This window comes from Pseudomonas sp. GD04091 (genome assembly GCF_029836165.1).
Taxonomy (GTDB): domain Bacteria; phylum Pseudomonadota; class Gammaproteobacteria; order Pseudomonadales; family Pseudomonadaceae; genus Aquipseudomonas.
The window spans coordinates 345,135-362,043 of record NZ_JAOEBG010000002.1; the positions used below are offsets into that span (position 1 = coordinate 345,135).

Annotated in this window: 20 protein-coding genes; 15 read left to right on the top strand and 5 right to left on the bottom strand. The window is 65.5% G+C overall.

Features of this window, described 5'->3' with window-relative positions; all coding sequences use genetic code 11:
* Nucleotides 1–84: 84 nt before the first annotated feature.
* Together N7422_RS04610 and N7422_RS04615 are read right to left on the bottom strand one after the other, a co-directional pair.
* A complete protein-coding gene (locus tag N7422_RS04610) occupies nucleotides 85–369 on the bottom strand; it encodes a DUF2789 domain-containing protein (protein ID WP_031276165.1) in 285 nt (94 codons plus the stop codon).
* Nucleotides 370–1,031: 662 nt separating this feature from the next.
* Complete coding sequence (locus N7422_RS04615) at nucleotides 1,032–1,412, bottom strand: hypothetical protein (RefSeq protein WP_031276167.1); 381 nt, start codon at nucleotides 1,410–1,412, stop codon at nucleotides 1,032–1,034.
* 208 nt (nucleotides 1,413–1,620) lie between these two features.
* Here N7422_RS04615 and N7422_RS04620 point away from each other — a divergent pair, with 208 nt between their 5' ends.
* The 15 genes from N7422_RS04620 (at nucleotide 1,621) to N7422_RS04690 (ending at nucleotide 15,007) form a co-directional block, all read left to right on the top strand.
* Entirely contained in the window at nucleotides 1,621–2,004 is a 384-nt protein-coding gene (locus tag N7422_RS04620) for an RAQPRD family integrative conjugative element protein (RefSeq protein ID WP_023912677.1), read from the top strand.
* Nucleotides 2,001–2,234 carry a TIGR03758 family integrating conjugative element protein gene (locus N7422_RS04625; RefSeq protein WP_013520781.1) on the top strand — a complete coding sequence of 78 codons (234 nt, stop codon included), beginning with the start codon at nucleotides 2,001–2,003 and terminating at the stop codon, nucleotides 2,232–2,234. Before N7422_RS04620 ends, N7422_RS04625 begins: the two co-directional genes overlap by 4 nt.
* Before the next feature lie 16 nt (nucleotides 2,235–2,250).
* Nucleotides 2,251–2,610, top strand: coding sequence for a TIGR03745 family integrating conjugative element membrane protein (locus tag N7422_RS04630; RefSeq protein ID WP_021195311.1), 360 nt, complete (start codon nucleotides 2,251–2,253; stop codon nucleotides 2,608–2,610).
* 12 nt (nucleotides 2,611–2,622) lie between these two features.
* The gene (locus N7422_RS04635) at nucleotides 2,623–3,033 is read left to right on the top strand and encodes a TIGR03750 family conjugal transfer protein (protein WP_023912678.1); all 411 of its coding nucleotides are present in this window, start codon (nucleotides 2,623–2,625) and stop codon (nucleotides 3,031–3,033) included.
* Nucleotides 3,030–3,719: a PFL_4703 family integrating conjugative element protein gene (locus tag N7422_RS04640; RefSeq protein ID WP_023912679.1), complete on the top strand. Its 690-nt coding sequence runs from the start codon at nucleotides 3,030–3,032 to the stop codon at nucleotides 3,717–3,719. Before N7422_RS04635 ends, N7422_RS04640 begins: the two co-directional genes overlap by 4 nt.
* Nucleotides 3,716–4,642, top strand: a complete 927-nt coding sequence (locus N7422_RS04645) for a TIGR03749 family integrating conjugative element protein (protein ID WP_023912680.1) — start codon at nucleotides 3,716–3,718, stop codon at nucleotides 4,640–4,642. The genes N7422_RS04640 and N7422_RS04645 overlap by 4 nt, the downstream gene beginning before the upstream one ends.
* Nucleotides 4,632–6,050, top strand: a complete 1,419-nt coding sequence (locus N7422_RS04650) for a TIGR03752 family integrating conjugative element protein (protein WP_023912681.1) — start codon at nucleotides 4,632–4,634, stop codon at nucleotides 6,048–6,050. The genes N7422_RS04645 and N7422_RS04650 overlap by 11 nt, the downstream gene beginning before the upstream one ends.
* On the top strand, nucleotides 6,031–6,471 hold the full coding sequence (locus N7422_RS04655) for a TIGR03751 family conjugal transfer lipoprotein (protein ID WP_023912716.1): 441 nt from the start codon (nucleotides 6,031–6,033) through the stop codon (nucleotides 6,469–6,471). Before N7422_RS04650 ends, N7422_RS04655 begins: the two co-directional genes overlap by 20 nt.
* The gene (locus N7422_RS04660) at nucleotides 6,471–9,347 is read left to right on the top strand and encodes a conjugative transfer ATPase (RefSeq protein WP_023912683.1); all 2,877 of its coding nucleotides are present in this window, start codon (nucleotides 6,471–6,473) and stop codon (nucleotides 9,345–9,347) included. Before N7422_RS04655 ends, N7422_RS04660 begins: the two co-directional genes overlap by 1 nt.
* Nucleotides 9,348–9,360: 13 nt before the next feature.
* Nucleotides 9,361–10,122: a thioredoxin domain-containing protein gene (locus N7422_RS04665; protein WP_023912685.1), complete on the top strand. Its 762-nt coding sequence runs from the start codon at nucleotides 9,361–9,363 to the stop codon at nucleotides 10,120–10,122.
* 182 nt (nucleotides 10,123–10,304) lie between these two features.
* A complete protein-coding gene (locus N7422_RS04670) occupies nucleotides 10,305–10,751 on the top strand; it encodes a TIGR03757 family integrating conjugative element protein (protein ID WP_023912687.1) in 447 nt (148 codons plus the stop codon).
* Nucleotides 10,748–11,695, top strand: coding sequence for a TIGR03756 family integrating conjugative element protein (locus N7422_RS04675; protein WP_023912689.1), 948 nt, complete (start codon nucleotides 10,748–10,750; stop codon nucleotides 11,693–11,695). Before N7422_RS04670 ends, N7422_RS04675 begins: the two co-directional genes overlap by 4 nt.
* A gap of 10 nt (nucleotides 11,696–11,705) precedes the next feature.
* Nucleotides 11,706–13,100, top strand: a complete 1,395-nt coding sequence (locus N7422_RS04680) for an integrating conjugative element protein (RefSeq protein ID WP_023912691.1) — start codon at nucleotides 11,706–11,708, stop codon at nucleotides 13,098–13,100.
* A complete protein-coding gene (locus N7422_RS04685) occupies nucleotides 13,097–13,444 on the top strand; it encodes a hypothetical protein (protein ID WP_023912693.1) in 348 nt (115 codons plus the stop codon). The genes N7422_RS04680 and N7422_RS04685 overlap by 4 nt, the downstream gene beginning before the upstream one ends.
* Before the next feature lie 15 nt (nucleotides 13,445–13,459).
* Nucleotides 13,460–15,007, top strand: a complete 1,548-nt coding sequence (locus tag N7422_RS04690; RefSeq protein ID WP_023912695.1) for a conjugal transfer protein TraG N-terminal domain-containing protein — start codon at nucleotides 13,460–13,462, stop codon at nucleotides 15,005–15,007.
* A gap of 15 nt (nucleotides 15,008–15,022) precedes the next feature.
* On the opposite strand, the gene N7422_RS04695 is transcribed toward N7422_RS04690, so the two are convergent.
* The 3 genes from N7422_RS04695 to N7422_RS04705 all read right to left on the bottom strand — a co-directional run bounded on the left by N7422_RS04695 (nucleotide 15,023) and on the right by N7422_RS04705 (nucleotide 16,738).
* Nucleotides 15,023–15,382 carry a DUF3742 family protein gene (locus tag N7422_RS04695; RefSeq protein ID WP_023912697.1) on the bottom strand — a complete coding sequence of 120 codons (360 nt, stop codon included), beginning with the start codon at nucleotides 15,380–15,382 and terminating at the stop codon, nucleotides 15,023–15,025.
* A gap of 84 nt (nucleotides 15,383–15,466) precedes the next feature.
* Nucleotides 15,467–16,099 carry an RES family NAD+ phosphorylase gene (locus N7422_RS04700; RefSeq protein WP_023912699.1) on the bottom strand — a complete coding sequence of 211 codons (633 nt, stop codon included), beginning with the start codon at nucleotides 16,097–16,099 and terminating at the stop codon, nucleotides 15,467–15,469.
* A 12-nt stretch (nucleotides 16,100–16,111) separates the two neighbouring features.
* A complete protein-coding gene (locus tag N7422_RS04705; protein ID WP_031276174.1) occupies nucleotides 16,112–16,738 on the bottom strand; it encodes a hypothetical protein in 627 nt (208 codons plus the stop codon).
* Nucleotides 16,739–16,909 lie beyond the last annotated feature (171 nt).

Genomic DNA, 16,909 nt, shown 5'->3' on the forward strand with positions numbered 1-16,909 from the left:
TCGATGTCTTTGGCGCGGCCCGCTTGCCGATCGTCTGGTCGCGAGGGCCTACATACTTGCGCCGCGCGATGAGCGCGGGCCGCATCAGCTTTGGCAGCAAGATGCCGCCGCGTCGCCATCCTTGCGCGAGCGGACCGAATCCTCATGCAGCGACTCGCTGAGCTGGTCCACGACGATGGCCCAGGCTGCATCCGCCTTGATCTGTTCGGCCAGGAACTGGCGTTGCGCGTCAGTCCAGAACGGGGCGTCCTCCAGCCTGACGTCGGCAGCAAGTTGATTCGCTTCAATGAAGCGCGAAATCGACTCGGCGTCGCTATCCAAGCCAAGCTGACGAAAAAGGTTGGTCATTCGAGGGGTCGATTTGTCCATTGAAGCCGTCCCTAATTGCAAAAAATCTAGATAAAGAATAGCCGATGCAAGCCATGCGGTCCTGGCGAGGCCGCCCGCCGCCCCGACGGAGCCATGAGGCACCCGTCACTGGGGCGCGCGGCGAGAGTACCGAAGCCACGTCCAACACCCTGTACGCATGGCGCCGGGAGTTACCCAGCAAGGCGCGTCGTCGAGCGTTCGACTGTGGAAGTGGCACTCGGAAAGCCCGCTTCGGTTATCCGCAGCAGGATGTGCGGCGAGCTGTCGCTCCGCAACATCCGCCGCTCCTTGCGTCGCCGCTCGTACTGGCCGGGCCGGCGGACTGCTGGACCAGCTCTGGCGTATAGCCAGCCTCCTGGATGGCCTCCGCGAATTCCGCATCGGTTGCGGCGCCAGAAATCTGCACCAATCGATCGCGAACGCTGATCTCGATGCGAGCGGTGTCGTCCGTTGCGACGATCGCCCGTTGGATTCGTCCGGCACAACTGCCGCATGTCATGTCGGGTACACGAAAAGCTGTCATTGCACGCTCCTTTCAAGGTAGTGAAAGAAGTGTGAACCTTGACATCGTTGGAATGTCAAGCGATTCGTGCAAGGGCTTTTTGACTTTGGCCGGGCGCAGCCCCAGGAAGTGCCTATGACGACATAGGCGACCGTGACGACTAAGCCCGCAGCCGTTCGTACACCTGCCTCCATGCTTCACCCGCCCGGACCTTCGCGGCTTCCATTTCCGAGCGGATGAGCGCGGTCATCTCGGCATGGCCCGCCTCGGCTTCCTCCCAGATGAAATACCGGCGCATCTCGTGCGCCGTGTCATCCACGAAGGCGATCGTCTCGAACAGGAGCGGATCGCCACCTGGCCCGTGGTTGTGGTCCAGCCCGAGAAAGACTGTGGAGATGCGGACGTCATCGATCCATGTTTCCGCGACACGGCGGTCACCCGCCGCCATCCAAGCGGACCATTCCACAAGGCTCTCGCACAGCACAGCGCGACGCCCGTCGAGCTTGTAGTGCATCAGGCGTGGGAAGCGGGGAATCGGCATGGTGAAAGAGTACTCCAGGTCCGCCTTTCCTCCCAATCGGCCCATCGGTCGATCCCGAGGTTCCGCAAGGCTCTTGTAGCCACTGTTCAACCCGCGCGTCTGCGTGCGCCCCCATGAATCCGGTCGTGCGCGGGTTCCTATTGTTTGCGGCCTAAAGCAGCCCCGATCTCCACGATCAAGCCATTGCTGATTACACAGGAATGGCGCGATGGCGGCTTCAACCTGGCGTCGTGCCGCGCATCGCGGCGCGCCCACTCTTTTCGTGATGGCCCTCCTGCTGGGCCACACACCGATGGTCCTGGCCGAGTCCCCGGCGCAGCGCCAGGAACTGGCCGCCACGCTGCGCCAACTCGACGCTTTGGAGCGCACCGTCGCGGACAGCGCCTCGCGGTCCTCCATCACACCTGGCGAGCGCTACCACTTCGATTACCCGCGGCTCCTGGCTGACCTGGCGCGCGTGCGCGCTGGCATCCAGGCCCATCTCACGCCGTCGCGGGCCCAGCCGCGCGACCCCTCCGAACTGGCCGGCGACTACCGCACCGAGCGGGCCGTCGAGCCGCCGCCGACAACGACTGCGGAGGGCAAGCCATGAACGGCGCCCAGGTCTCGGCATTTCAAGCCAACAGCGGCATCGCGCCTTCCGCGATGGCGACCGTCCTGGTCGGTGTCGTGTTCGCGGTCCTGCTCGTGTGGGGCGTCTGGGCCATCCGAACGGCCTACGTGGGGTGGTCCGAGAGCCGCCTCAACCAGCGCCAGTTCCTCGGCGTCTGCATCCGCTTCGTCGCGATGTACCTCGTCCTGACCTTTTTCCTCCTCTCCTGACCTGAAAGGCCTCACCATGCACAACCGCATCCTCACTTCCCGTTTTGCCCAGCGCGCCGCCGTGGCCCTGGGCGCCGCCGCGCTGCCTGCGCTGTCGTTCGCACAGGGTCTGCCGCAGTTGGAGAACCCAACCCGCGGCACCGGCAACGGCATCATGGAAACGATCAGGAATTACGGCTACGACATCATCATGCTCGTGGCCCTGCTGGTGGTGGCGTCGATGTTCATCGGCGTCTGCTATCACGCTTACGGGACCTACGCGGAGATCCATACCGGCCGCAAGACGTGGGGCCAGTTCGGCCTCACGGTCGCCATCGGCGCCGTCCTGCTCGTGATCGGCATCTGGCTGCTCACCGAAGCCACCGGCATCCTGTAAGGCGAGGCTGGTATGTCCGAGCAGCAGCACGTCCGTGCTGACGGGACGGTCACGTTCCTTCCGCACCGGCTCAACCGCCATCCCGTAGTCGTGCGCGGCCTCACCGCCGACGAGTTGTGGATTTGCTGCGGCCTGTCCGGCGCCGCCGGCCTGCTGGTCGGCGCGCCGCTGTCCTGGGTGTTCCGCACGATTGCCATCGCGCCGACGTTCGTGGTCCTGGGCGTCGCGCTCGGCGTGTTCATCGGCGGCGGCATCCTGCGCCGCCTCAAGCGCGGGCGTCCCGACACCTGGCTGTACCGTCAACTGCAATGGCGCATCGCCACGCGCCATCCGCTGATGGCCGGCTGGGTGGGCGGCCATGTGCTGATCTCGCGCTCCGGTTTCTGGACCACCCGAAGGCCTGCTTCAAGGGGGGTGCGATGAGCCGTTTCAAGAACGAGATCACCCACCTGCAGGCGCACATCAAGACGCTACGGCTGGGCGCAGGAGCACTGGTCATCATCGCCCTGGTCATGGGCGGCGGCTGGTGGAACGCCCCGCGCGATCTGACCATCCACGTTCCGCCCGACCTGCGCTCCGGCAGCACCAGGAAGTGGTGGGAAGTGCCACCCGAATCGGTCTATGCGTTCACGTTCTACGTGTTCCAGACGCTCAACCGCTGGCCGACGAATGGCGAGCAGGACTACGCGCGCAACCTCCACACGCTCTCACCGTACCTCACCCCATCCTGCCAGGCCTTTCTGCGGGCGGACTACGAATACCGCCGCAGCACAGGCGAGCTGCGCCAGCGCGTGCGCGGCATCTACGAAATCCCCGGCCGCGGCTATGGCGACGACCCGACGGCGCGCGTGCGCGTGGTTTCCGACCGCGACTGGGTGGTGACGCTGGACATCACTGCCGACGAGTACTACGGGGCAGAGCAAGTCAAGCGTGCCTTGGTGCGCTACCCCGTGAAGGTCACGCGAGTTGACGTCGATCCCGCCCGCAACCCGTTCGGCCTGGCGCTCGATTGCTACGAGGGCGCGCCCCAGCGCATCAGCGCGCCGGAGCCGACGCGCCCGGCCTCGGGCGGCTTGTCGCCGCAAGCGCCCCAAGGAGAAACCCCATGAAGCACGCTGTACTCACGCTGCTGGGGCTGCTGGCCGTGGCCGCGGTTCCCGCTGTCCAAGCGGTAGAGATCCTGCGCTGGGAACGCATGCCGCTGGCGGTGCCGCTGAAGGTCGGTCAGGAGCGCATCGTGTTCATCGACCGTAACGTGCGCGTGGGCGTGCCGGCAGGCGTGGGTGAGCGACTGCGTGTGCAGAGCGCGGGTGGAGCCGTGTACCTGCGCGCCAGCGAGCCGATCGAGCCCACGCGGCTGCAACTGCAGGACGCCGACACGGGCGCGCTGATCCTGCTCGACATCGCCGCCGATCCGCCCAAGGACGGGGAGCCCGAACTGGAGCCAGTGCGCATCGTCGAGGGCAACAGCACCCCGGCGCGCTATGGCGACCAACCCGACGCTGCCGACGGGACGCCGGCTCGCACCCAAAATCAGGCAGGCGCGCGGGCAGCGCGGCGCGAAACCCCGGTCCCGGCCGTCCTGACGCGCTTCGCCGCGCAGAACCTCTACGCGCCGCTGCGCACGGTCGAGCCACTGCCAGGCGTTATGCGGGTCAACCTGCGGCGCGATCTGGACCTCGGCACGCTGATGCCGACGCTGGCGGTGCGCGCACATGCGCTCGCGTCCTGGCGCCTGGAGGATCAGTGGGTGACGGCCGTGCGCCTGACCAATAGCAGCAACGGCTGGATCACCCTCGACCCGCGCGTGCTGCAAGGCGATTTCCTCACGGCCACCTTCCAGCACGAAGCGCTCGGCCCGCGCGGAACGCCCGAGGATACGACCGTCCTGTACCTGGTGACGCGCGGGCGCGGCCTTGCGCAGTCGATGCTGCCGGCGATCAACCGCTTCGACCCGGCCGTGCATCTACCTCGGCCGGAAGCCAGTTTCCAGGACATCAGCGACAGCAAGGAGGCCCGCCATGCGCAGTAACGGACTCCTGAAGTGGCTGATGATCCCCGTGGCCTTGCTGGTGCTGTTCGTCGCCATCCGGCTGTTCTCAGGCGGGGGCGCATCGGCACCGACCGCCGCGGATGGCGGCAGCAGGCTCACGCCGGAGGAAATGAAGGCGCTGGGTATCGAGGGTGATACCCCGCGCGACACCGTGGCGACGCTCGTTGCCCAGGTGAAGCAGTTGCGCACCGAGCTTCAGACCGCGCTTTCGGACAACAAGTCCCAGCGCGAAGAGAACCAGCGGCTACGCCAGCGCGAAAACTCCATCGACCAGCGCATCAATTCGGCGCTGGACGCCGAGCGCTCCAACCTGCGCCGCGACCAGCAGCAGGCGGCCAGCGAACGCCAGCAGACCGAGGGGCTGCTCGCCGACTTGCAGCGACGCCTGGACAGCATCGGCGGGCGCGGCGACGGCCATGCCGATCTGCCCGTGGGCCTGGGGCTGCGCGACGGCGACGAGGCCGGGATGGAAGGCGGCATGCGCTGGATCGAACCGGACGACGCGAAGCCAGCCGATGGACGCAACAGCAGTCGTGGCACGGGAAGCGGCATGAACTTCCCGACGAGCTTCGGACCTGCGCAGAGCACGCTGGAAAGCACTGCGGAGAGCGTTGCGAATGCGGGCGCCCGCGCCGCTGGGGTCAAGAGCGCTAAGCCCGTCTATACCGTGCCGACCAATTCGACGCTGATGGGATCGGTGGCGATGACGGCGCTCATCGGCCGCGTGCCGATCGACGGAACCGTCAACGACCCGTACCCCTTCAAAGTGTTGGTCGGGCCGGACAACCTGACCGCGAACGGGATCGACATTCCCGACGTGGCCGGCGCCGTGTTCTCCGGCACCGCCTCGGGCGACTGGACGCTCTCGTGCGTGCGCGGCCAGGTTCGCAGCATCACCTTCGTCTTCCACGACGGGACGGTTCGCACCATCCCCGAGGACCGCGACGGCAACCAGCAGAACAACCAGCAGCGCGACGGCCTGGGCTGGATCAGCGACCCCTATGGCATTCCTTGCGTCAGTGGGGAGCGGCGCAGCAACGCCCAGCAGTACCTCGGCTCGCAAGCCCTGATCACCGCGGCTGGTGCCGGCGTGGCCTCGCTCATCGACAGCGACAGCGGCCAGATGTCCTACGTGGGCGCCGACGGCTCCATCGGCAGCGTCGGCATCTCGGGCAACGAGGCCGTGGGCCGCATCCTGGCCGGTGGCGTGCGCGACATGGCCGACTGGGTGAACAAGTTGTACGGCCAGGCCTTCGCTGCCGTCTATGTCCAGCCGGGCGCCAAGGTCGCCGTCCATCTCGAAAAGCCGCTTGCCATCGACTTCGATCCCGAAGGCCGCAAGGTCGATCACCGCGCAGGAGAAAGCCATGCTCTTGAACTTGACTAAGGGCCTGGCGCTGGCCCTCGCCGTCGTGGTGCTCGGCGGATGCGCCACCAGCAAGGAAAAGCTGCTGCCCCACGGCGACAGCACGATGATGGACATCTGGCAGCAGAACGCCGGTGACGGCGGTGGTAGCGCCGGCCAGGTGGCACGTCGGCAGTTGCTCGATGCACGCCAGAGCCTGCGCCGGCCGTTGACCGAAGCCGACGTGCAAGCCGCACCTTCCGAGCAGATGCGCTACACGCGCACTGCGCGCAACGAGGTCTATCGCCAGTTCCAGCGCCTGCCCAATCCCGATCTCGTGATGTACGTGTATCCGCACCTGGCAGGCACGGACCCCGTGCCGGTCCCGGGCTATACGACCGTGTTCCCGCTGTACCAGCGCGTGCAGTACGCCATGCCGGGCGAGCGCGTGGAGGACTACTGATGCAGTGGAAATTCCCGTGGCTGAGGCCGACCGCCGAAGGTGCCAACGATACGACCGATGACGACCAGCCGGACGGGTGGCAGCGCCACGTCGAGACCTTGCGCCAGGCTGGCATCCCCGAACCTGGCGCGGCGCTCCAAGGCCGCAGGCCGGCGACCGTGACCGACGATCAGGCGCTGTACGACGTGGCGCCTTCCTTCGTGGAACTCCTGCCCTGGGTGGAGTTTCTGCCCGAGTCGAAGGCCATGCTGCTGGAAGACGGGCACTCGGTGGCGGCCTTCTACGAGCTTGTGCCGCTGGGCACCGAAGGCAGGGAGCCTGGCTGGCTCGCCCACGCCCGCGACGCCTTGGAGAACGCGCTCCAGGACAGTTTCGATGAACTGGACGAGAACCCATGGGTCCTGCAGCTCTACGCGCAGGACGAACCGAGCTTCGACCAATACATGCAGACGCTGCGCGACTATGTGCAGCCGCGTGCGCGCGATACGGCCTTCACCGAGTTCTACCTTCGCTTCTTCGGCCACCACCTTCGCGCGGTAGCTAAGCCTGGCGGTCTGTTCGAGGACACGGTAGTCACGCGGCTGCGCTGGCGCGGCCAGACCCGGCGCGTGCGCATGGTGGTCTATCGCCGCGCGACCGGACAGGCCAGCCGCCGTGGCCAGACACCCGAGCAGATGCTGAACATCGTCTGCGACCGCCTGTGCGGCGGACTGGCGAACGCCGGTATCCGGGCTCGGCGCATGGTGGCCGCTGATGTCCACGACTGGCTACTGCGCTGGTTCAATCCCCGGCCCACGCTGCTCGGGCCTGGGGCCGATGACCGGGAGCGCTTCTATGCGCTGGCCCGCTATCCAGACGAGACCGAGGACGGCGAGATCGAACTGGCGAGCGGGCGGGACTTCAGCCAACGATTGTTCTTCGGCCAGCCGCGTTCCGACGTAACGCACGGCACCTGGCACTTCGACGGTATGCCGCATCGCGTACTGATCACCGATCGGCTGCGCATGCCGCCGGGCACGGGACACCTGACCGGCGAGACCCGCAAAGGGGATGCCATCAACACGCTCTTCGACCAGATGCCCGAGGACACCACCCTTTGTCTCACGATGGTCGCCACGCCCCAGGATGTTCTCGAATCGGATCTCAATCACCTGGCGAAGAAGGCTGTGGGAGAAACCCTGGCGTCGGAGCAGACACTCAAGGATGTGCATGAAGCCCGCTCCCTGATCGGCAGCGCGCACAAGCTCTATCGCGGGACGCTGGCGTTCTATCTGCGCGGGCGCGACGAGGCGGAACTGGACCGGCGCGGCCTGGACCTGGCGAACGTGATGCTCAACGCCGGGCTACAGCCGGTGCGCGAAGACGACGAAGTGGGGCCACTGAGCAGCTATCTGCGCTGGCTACCGTGCTGCTACAACCCCGGCCAGGATCGGCGTAAGTGGTACACCCAACTGATGTTCGCCCAGCACGCCGCGAACCTGTCTCCGGTGTGGGGCCGTGCCCAAGGTACGGGGCACCCCGGCATCACGATGTTCAACCGCGGGGGCGGCCCGATCACTTTTGATCCGCTGAACAGGTTGGACAGGCAAATGAATGCCCACCTGTTTCTGTTCGGTCCCACCGGCTCCGGTAAGTCCGCGACGCTCAACAACCTCTTGAACCAAGTCACGGCCATCTATCGGCCGCGGCTGTTCATCGTGGAAGCCGGCAACAGCTTCGGATTGTTCAGCGACTTCGCCAAACGCTTGGGCCTGACAGTGAACCGGGTGAAGCTGGCCCCCGGCTCAGGCGTGACGCTGGCGCCGTTCGCCGACGCCCGCCGGCTGATCGAAACGCCCAGCGACGTGCAGACCCTCGACGCCGATGCGCTGGACGAGGATCTGCTGTCGGACGCCGCCGTGATGGATGCGGACGAGCAGCGCGACGTACTGGGCGAATTGGAGATCACGGCACGCCTGATGATCACCGGCGGCGAGGACAAAGAAGAAGCGAGGATGACGCGGGCTGATCGCTCGCTCATCCGTCAGTGCATCCTCGACGCGGCCGAGCACTGCGTGGCCGAGAAGCGCACGGTACTGACGCGCGACGTGCGCGACGCCTTGCGTGCTCGCGGCAATGACACGACGTTGCCCGAGATGCGGCGCGTGCGGCTGCTGGAGATGGCAGACGCGATGGACATGTTTTGTCAGGGGGCCGATGGCGAAATGTTTGACCGGCCCGGCACCCCGTGGCCCGAGGCCGACATCACGCTGGTCGATCTGGCGACCTATGCCCGCGAGGGCTACAACGCGCAGCTCTCCATCGCCTACATCAGCCTGATCAGCACGGTGAACAACATCGCCGAGCGCGACCAGTACCTCGGTCGGCCAATCATCAATGTGACCGATGAAGGCCACATCATCACCAAGAATCCGTTGCTCGCACCCTACGTGGTCAAGATCACAAAAATGTGGCGCAAGTTGGGCGCGTGGTTCTGGCTGGCTACGCAAAATATCGACGACCTGCCACGGGCCGCGGAGCCCATGCTCAACATGATTGAGTGGTGGGTGTGCCTGTCGATGCCGCCCGATGAAGTCGAGAAGATCGCGAAGTTCCGCGAACTCTCGCCGGCGCAGAAGGCGCTGATGCTGTCCGCGCGCAAAGAGGCGGGGAAATTCACCGAGGGCGTCATCCTCTCCAAGAGCATGGAAGTGCTGTTCCGTGCTGTGCCACCAAGCCTGTATCTCGCGCTCGCGCAGACCGAGCCCGAGGAGAAGGCCGAGCGCTTCCAGCTTATGCAGCAATATGGCTGCACCGAACTGGAAGCAGCCTTCAAGGTGGCCGAGAAGATCGACCAGGCGCGCGGCATCGAGTCGCCGGCTCTGGAACTTTCGTAAGCCGGAGAACGCCATGAAGCAGAAACGACCTTCCATTCCGATGCAGGTGCAGGCGTCCCGCCATCGGCGCTCGCGGCTCCGCTGGCCCTGGGCCGTGGCTGCTGCGCTGGTTGCGCTGCTGCTGATCTGGCTCATGTCCCGGTCGCCCGGCGAATCTTCAACGCAGCCGCCTGCGACGGTCTCCACTGCGCAGGTGGCTGGGCCTCCCTGGCAAATGGGCAACCCCGAAGGTCGCTTCACGCTGACGCTCCATGCCGACCTGGAATGCCCGTTTTGCCGGGAGTACTTCCCTCAACTGAAGCGATGGGTCGGCAATAACGCCGACGTGGCCCTGCAATGGCACCATCAGCCGCTGGCTGCGCACGAGCCGGCCGCGTCAGCCGAGGCACGTTTGACCGAGTGCGTCGCCGAAGCTGGCGGGCATGCCGCGTTCTGGCATGCCGTCGAGTGGGTCTATGCCCACACGCGCAGTGACGGCCAGGGATTGCCCGATGGCCTGCGCTACCCCGAATCGACGCCGGCCGTTGAGCAGTGCATGACAAGCGAACGGACCGATGTGGTCATCCGTGCCCAGGCTGCGGAAGCCACCAAGAGCGGCGTGACCGCCACGCCATCGCTGCGTCTGCTTGATCGCCAGACGGGCCAAGCCATCCTGTTGCAAGGGCCGATCGAGGGCGACGCCTTGCTGTCGGCCATGGACATGCTGGCGGCTGATGACGCGGACGCTGCGCCCGCTACCGATAAGCCTACCGACGCCACCGATGCGCCCCGGTAGTGCATGGCCCTTGAGGCCACACCGCCACCACTTCTTCAATCACGGCGGGGGCTTCGGCTTCCGCCTTTTTCGTTGGCTTGAGACAAGCAGGTATGCGGGCAGTCCGCGATGCGCATTGTTTGTTGGGATCGCATCGGATTCGCGTTTGACTATGGCCCTGATCTACTTCCGGGACACGCGACATGCCAGCATCCTTTTCCAAGTTCGCGCCAGGCTGGAGAACACTCGGCTTGGCCGTTGCGTTGCCGGCTGCCCTGGCCGTTTTCAGCCCGTCCACCTTCGCCGCCGACGTACTGGTTGTCACCGACAGCCGCCACCCCGTCAAGACGATGGGCGGCGAGCGGCTGATCGAACTGGACGAAGCCCACCGGATTGAAGCGGAGCTTTCTGCGGAACTGCCTGCCGACCCCGAGCAGGCGACGGCCATCGTCAAGCGCCGGCTGAACCAGGGCGGTGCCGACATCCAACGCCGCATCGCTTCCGCATACCAGGGCGTCACCGACGCATGGAGCCTAGGCGTCACGAGCATTCCGGCCGTCGTGGTGGATAAGCGCTACGTGGTCTATGGCGAGCCAGACGTGGCCCGCGCCGTCGCGCGCATCGAGCAGCGTCGGAGGACCCAGCCGTGACCCGACCATTCGACCTGATGCGCCGCCTGCGTGCTGGCGTGGCCTCCGTGCTGCTGCTCAGCGCAACGGGCAGCTATGCCCTCAACACCGCGACCATCGTCGGCTCGGTGGCATCGCCAGACTGCCTCGAATACCGCGTCGTTGGAATCTGCTACTGGCTTTACTGCACCTGGACAGGCTGCACGGTGCGCACGTCCATCAAGGTGCGCCACTACATCCCCGATGCGGTGGTGTCGTCGTACTCGAACACCGGGGAGAACCCCTGGGTTGAAGTGCGCGCCATGAGTACGCCCAATCCTTCGGCCCAGGCCGGCGGGGACGGCACCACCAACGAGGATCACGAAAACAATCTCGCCAAGTTCAAGAACGCCGACGTCATCGGCCATCCCGGCGCCGAAGTGTTCAACCAGTTCGTCTCGTCGTCGGGCTACTTCTGCGAGGGTGCGGGTACGGCGTTCATGCCGTACTTGCTGAGCACTCTGGACACACTGGCCTGGCGCTATAACGTGCCCGAGATGGCCTACCCGGAAGCGCTTATTCCGGGCATGCGAGAGGTCGGCGCACGCACCACGATGAACCTCTGGGGCAACGTGTACCCCCGCGGCGGCTTCCTGCACCAGACCGACGACCACAAGGCCGGCGCAGTAGTCGCCCAGCGCGCTGGCGATGTCGTCACGCGCCGCGGGCAGATCCACGTCTATCAGCCCCTGCTGGCGAACTCGCGGCCCGGCTACTGGCCCGCCGGCGCGCTGATGGAGGGAGATGCCTCGACCGGCAAGTGGCAAGAACTCACTCCCGTTCTGTCCTCGTCCTGCACGGTCTTCCCGCGCAGCGGCTTCCTGACCCAGGCCCAACAGGGTGACTACGCCTGGGCGCTGTGGCGGCCCTATGCGTGCTGCGAACGCCGCGGCCAGGTGTTCCTCGGCAGCGTCGATTTCTATTGAGGGTACGGCGATGAAGCGTCCTGAACTGATGAACCTCTCCCCGAAGGTATGCCGTTCGCTGCGCTCGACCGTGCTGGCCGGCGCGCTCGCGTTGGGCTGCGGCCTGGCATGGGCACAGACCGGCTTCCAGACCAGCGGCCCCGTTATCGGCGATGAGGTCATGTATTCGATCGGCGGCGGCAGCGCGGTGTCCATGGGCCGTGCGGCCGGCATGCGCTCCATCGGGGTTGGTGTGGGCTGGAACAGCAACCTGATATGCGGCGACATGAGCATCCAGACCACGTTGCGCAATCAGCTCAACGGCATCACGAACGGCTTCCAACAGATCATGAGCAACGTGATCCAGAGCGCGACGAGTGCCGTGGCATCCCTGCCTGCGCTGATCATCCAGCGTGCCGATCCCGGCCTCTACAACCTGCTCACCAACGGCGTGCTGCAAGCGCGGATGGATTTCGACCGCTCCAAGCTGACGTGTCGTGCAATGGCCGAGAAGATGGCCGACATGGCGGGTGGACAGTTGGGCTGGAGCCAGATGGCCGAAGGCATGGCGTTGCGCGATGCTGTGTCGAGCACGGATGCCGTGTCAGCCATCGAGCAGGCCGAGACGCGCCGCGGCAACGACGGCGTGCCTTGGGTGGGCGGCAGCAATGCCGGCGGCGCTGGCCAGCCCGCGATCCGGGTGGTCGGCGACGTCACCCGCGCGGGCTACAACCTGGTCAACGGCCGCGGCGTGACGGACACGTCGTCCATCACGCCCGCCAGTTGCGCGAGCCTGTCCTGCCAGACCTGGACCTCGCCGCAGCAAGCGGTCGAATGGGCTACGCGGGTGCTCGGGGAGCAAGAGCAGCGCACCTGCGATTCCTGCACCAAGACCGAGACCGTGCCCGGCGTCGGGCTGACGCCGCTGATCCAGGAGGAATACGAGGCGAAGCTGGAAGCCCTGCAGGAGTTGGTCTCGGGAACGCGCAACACGACGTTCGAGAACCTGCGCGAGGCCGGCAGCACGTCGCTGCCCATCACGCGTGGCGTCATCGAGGCGTTGCGCGACGAACCGGACCAAGACCTGCTGGCAAGGCGCCTGGCGTCGGAGGTTGCGCTGTCATCGGTGCTGGAGAAGGCACTGCTGCTCCAGCGGACCCTGCTGACCGGAAAGAAGGAACCCAACGTCGCGGCGAACCAGTTGGCGGTCGAGGCCGTGAACCACGAGAGCAACACGCTCGACCAGGAGATCCGCAACCTCAAGACCGAACTGGAGCTGCGGCGCGAGCTGGCGAACAACTCCCCCATGGCCATCATCCAGCGCCACGGCACGCGCGCAGCCGGATCGCGCGGCATCTACGAAGGTGATCCGGTGCCCGACCGTCTCGACCAGTTGCAGAAGGGCAATCCGGGGAGTCGGCCATGAGCGCGACTCGGCTGCGTCCGCGCTGGCTGTTCAGCCGGCGCGCGGCGAAGGCGCTGCTGTGGGTGGTTGTGCTCCTTGCTGCCGCCGTGGGTGCCAACGTCGCCGGAATCTATCTCGTCGGCAGCGTGGCCGGCTGGGAGCGGTGGTTGGCGGCCGCTGCAGGCTACTTCCTGGTGTGGCGGCTGTGCCTGTACGGCGCGACGGCCTACGGCTGGGTCTGGATGCGCCGCCGGCTGCTGGCGCGTGAGGACGACGCGCAAGCGCGGCGCCGCCTGGTGCGCAGCGAGATCGCCGGCGCAGTCGCCATCGTGGCGCTGGAAGCCAGCCTGCTGATGCAAGGCTGAGGGGGGATTCGTGACATGACGCTTTTCACCACGGATTACCTGGAGTACTACCTGACCCTCGTGTCGTGGATCGTCCATAACGGCATCTGGGCAGTGCTGGTGTCGAGCGGTGTATTCGCGCTGCCTTTCGTCGCCATCATCGTGCAAGAGTGGCTGAAGGCCCGTGCGGAAGGCGCCGACGAAGGCAACAAGGGCGTGCTCTCGGCTGCGCGCATCGAGAACCGGGTATTCGTCGCAATCGTGGTGGTGATGTTCGCCGGTATTCCATTCATCGACGTGGACCTCAACACCATCCAGTACGACAGCTCGCGCTCGGCGCAGTGCCAGGTCAGCGTGCCGCAGCCCACGGATACCGGCTGGTCGCAGTCTTTCAGCACCATCAACAACCAGTCGGCGAAAGTGCCGGTCTGGTGGGCCTTCATGCACGCGCTCTCGCGCGCCGTCACGGGTGCGTCGGTGGCGGCGATCCCGTGCGGTACGGACCTTCGGCAAATGCGCATGGAGATCGACGCGACCCGCATTGACGATCCAGTGTTGGCCCAGGAAGTGGCGGATTTCTCGCGGGATTGCTATGGCGCTGCGCGAGCCAAATTGTTCATGCAGCGGCCTCAGCTCGATGAGCAGCAGATGCACGACGTGACTTGGATCGGGTCCAGGTTTTTCACGGACACGAGCGGCTACTACGACACCTATCGCTCCAGCACGCCGCGCGAGGACTGGCCCTACGACAGCACCCGTGACGCAGGGCTCGCGCAGGTGGCCAGCGGTGGCGGCTACCCGACCTGCCGCCAGTGGTGGAGCGATGGGAGCAACGGCCTGCGGGCACGCCTGCTGGGTCAGGTGGACCCGAGCCTGTTGAATCGGCTGGCGGGCTGGGCCGGGTTCCTGAGCCGGGCCGAGGTGGACGACTCGGTGATCCGCGCCATCGCATCACCGCGGCAACAGAAATTGAACCAGGGCAGCGTCTATACCGATTACGGTGGCCAGATCGAAATGACCGACCCGAACATCATCACCCGGGCGGCAGCCGACGTAGGACTGGCGGTGGGCTCGCTGGGCTACTTCCCCGCCATGGATGCAATGCGCCAGGCTCTTCCGATGGTGCTGGCGCTCTTGAAGATGGCGCTGGTCATTTGCATTCCGGTGGTGCTCATGGTCAGCACCTACAACCTGAAAACACTCGTGACGGTCAGCGTGGTGCAGTTTGCGCTGTTCTTCGTGGATTTCTGGTTTCAACTCGCGCGCTGGATCGACAGCACCGTTCTCGACGCGCTCTACGGATGGGGCTGGGGATGGAACCGGCCGCATACGAATTTCGATCCGGTCATGGGCCTCAACAATGCCTTTGGAGACATGCTGTTGAATTTCGTCATGGCGACGATGTTCATCGTACTGCCCTTGTTCTGGGTAACCGCCTTGGGATGGGCGGGCTACGCCGTGGGAGGCATGTTGCAAGGGCTTGCTGCTGGTACGGCAGGCGCCAAAGCGGCCGGCGGCAAAGCCGCCGACATGGCGTTTGGCGGCGCTATGAAGTGGGCATCGACACCCAGCAAGAAGAAGTAGTGCCTTGCTCCTTCGCTAGGTCTCATCAGATGGATCATGTGGATCTATCCGATACTCATCGTGGGTATAGAGGCCAAAACCAGCGTGCCCGTGCCGCCACTCTGGTTCGGGTGGCTCCCATTCGACGGTATCGTACCCCCGGGCCACAAACACCAGCGCGACCAGCAGCAAGGCCAGCCAGAAAGCAACGTAGAGCAGCAGCCCCAGGATAGCCAGTTTGCCGGCCCACAGCAGCGCGGCAGCGCCAGCCAACGGCACACGCTTGGACACCAACCAGTTCGTCACCCGCCGTTCGCCGCGCGCGTAGGCGCGCCACCCGCGGCCAAGGGCGCGGCCGAGGCGTTCTGCGGTACTGATGCGAGTCGTGGTGTTCATGGTCGTCTCCTGCTACAGAGGAATGCCTATTCCAGTTTGCTCCAATTCATTCGGTTCGGGGCTTCAATATGTTCTCTTGCTGCTTCAGGACGCCTCATCATTCGGTTCCACCGGGCCGGGGTCGGGCTCCACGCCGATGCGGTAGGTGGCAACGAAACGCGGCCAGTCCACATGGTCAACCAGGTCGATGTCCTCCATGACGCTGACCTTTGCTCCCGCACGCTCGAACAAGGCGATGCTCTTGGCGGGGTAGTTGTTGCGCGACGGATAGAGCACCCCGTCGAACACCGGCTTGCCGTCGTCTCCGAGCATCGCATGCACCTGAGCCGACACCTGCTGCGTGTGCGTGTAGTCGCGGCTGGCCAACTGCTCCAGGTTCAGGCCGAAGTAGCCCGCCATGACGCCCGGTGCGGTGAGATCGGCCAGAAGCACGTCGGCCATCACGCCTACGGCACGCACCATCCGGCTCTGGACTTCCTTCATCGCGATCGAGCGCTTCGTGTCCGCAAGCCACTGGTGCTTGTGAAACACCGACTCCATCAGTGCCGTGGGCAGGTCGTGCCCCAGGTAGAGCACGCCGTAGGCCCGCGCCGGGTCGTCGTAGCGATTGGTGCTGCTACGGCCATAGTACAGCGTGCTGCCCCGATAGACGACGCGGCTCACGTGCTGGAGCAGCTCGCCGGCATCGATCAGGAAAGAAGGCAGCTCGCGGTTCATGGCGGTCTCGCTTCAATGCACCTGAACGCCCAGCACGTTGAACACGGCCTCGGCCACGTCATCGATCGTGCCATGCGTCACCGCATCCACCGGCGAGCGACCGCCCAGGCCTTCGAGTGGTTCGGACAGCGCGCGGTAGATCGTCCAGTGATCGATGCCTTCGACCTCCTGAAGCACGGTCTGGGTCAACTGCTGCTTCACCGGGTCGAGCTGCCAGTCGGGCAGCTTCTGACCGCGCGGCCCCACGTTCAGCGCCAGCAGCCGGCGGGCGAGGATGTCCTTGTAGATCTGCTGGCGCGACTTGTCCGCCAGCTTGGCGAACTCGGCCGGCGGCAGGTTGTGCGGTTGGTTGAAGGTCTCCAGCAACACGGCGCGGCCTCGCTGAACATCGGTTTCATTCGGTGCCCAGCGCGTCTCGGCGCGCAGCGCGGCCGTCTTGCGTGTCAGGGCCTGCTCCACCGTTTCGCCTTCGAGGTTGGCGGGCAGTTTCACCGCCTCCACGCGCTCGTGGATGAACGCCTGCAACTCGGCCGCGAAAGCTGGGGCATCCCGGATTTCGACGGTATCCGCAAAGCGGCGCACATCCTCCACCGTGACACGCGGCAGACGGTCGGCAATGAATTCAATGGCGGTGGGCATGGTCATCTCCCAGGTAGGTTTGCGATAGGACCCACTCTAGTCGCCTTTGTCGCGTTTGTCAACTTAGTCGCCTTGATGAGCGCCTACCTGGCGGAACCAGCGTCCCAGGAGCATAGGCCGGGGCCGGGGGCCAGGTCGCCGTCCAATCCATTCCAGCGGGTTCCACATTGA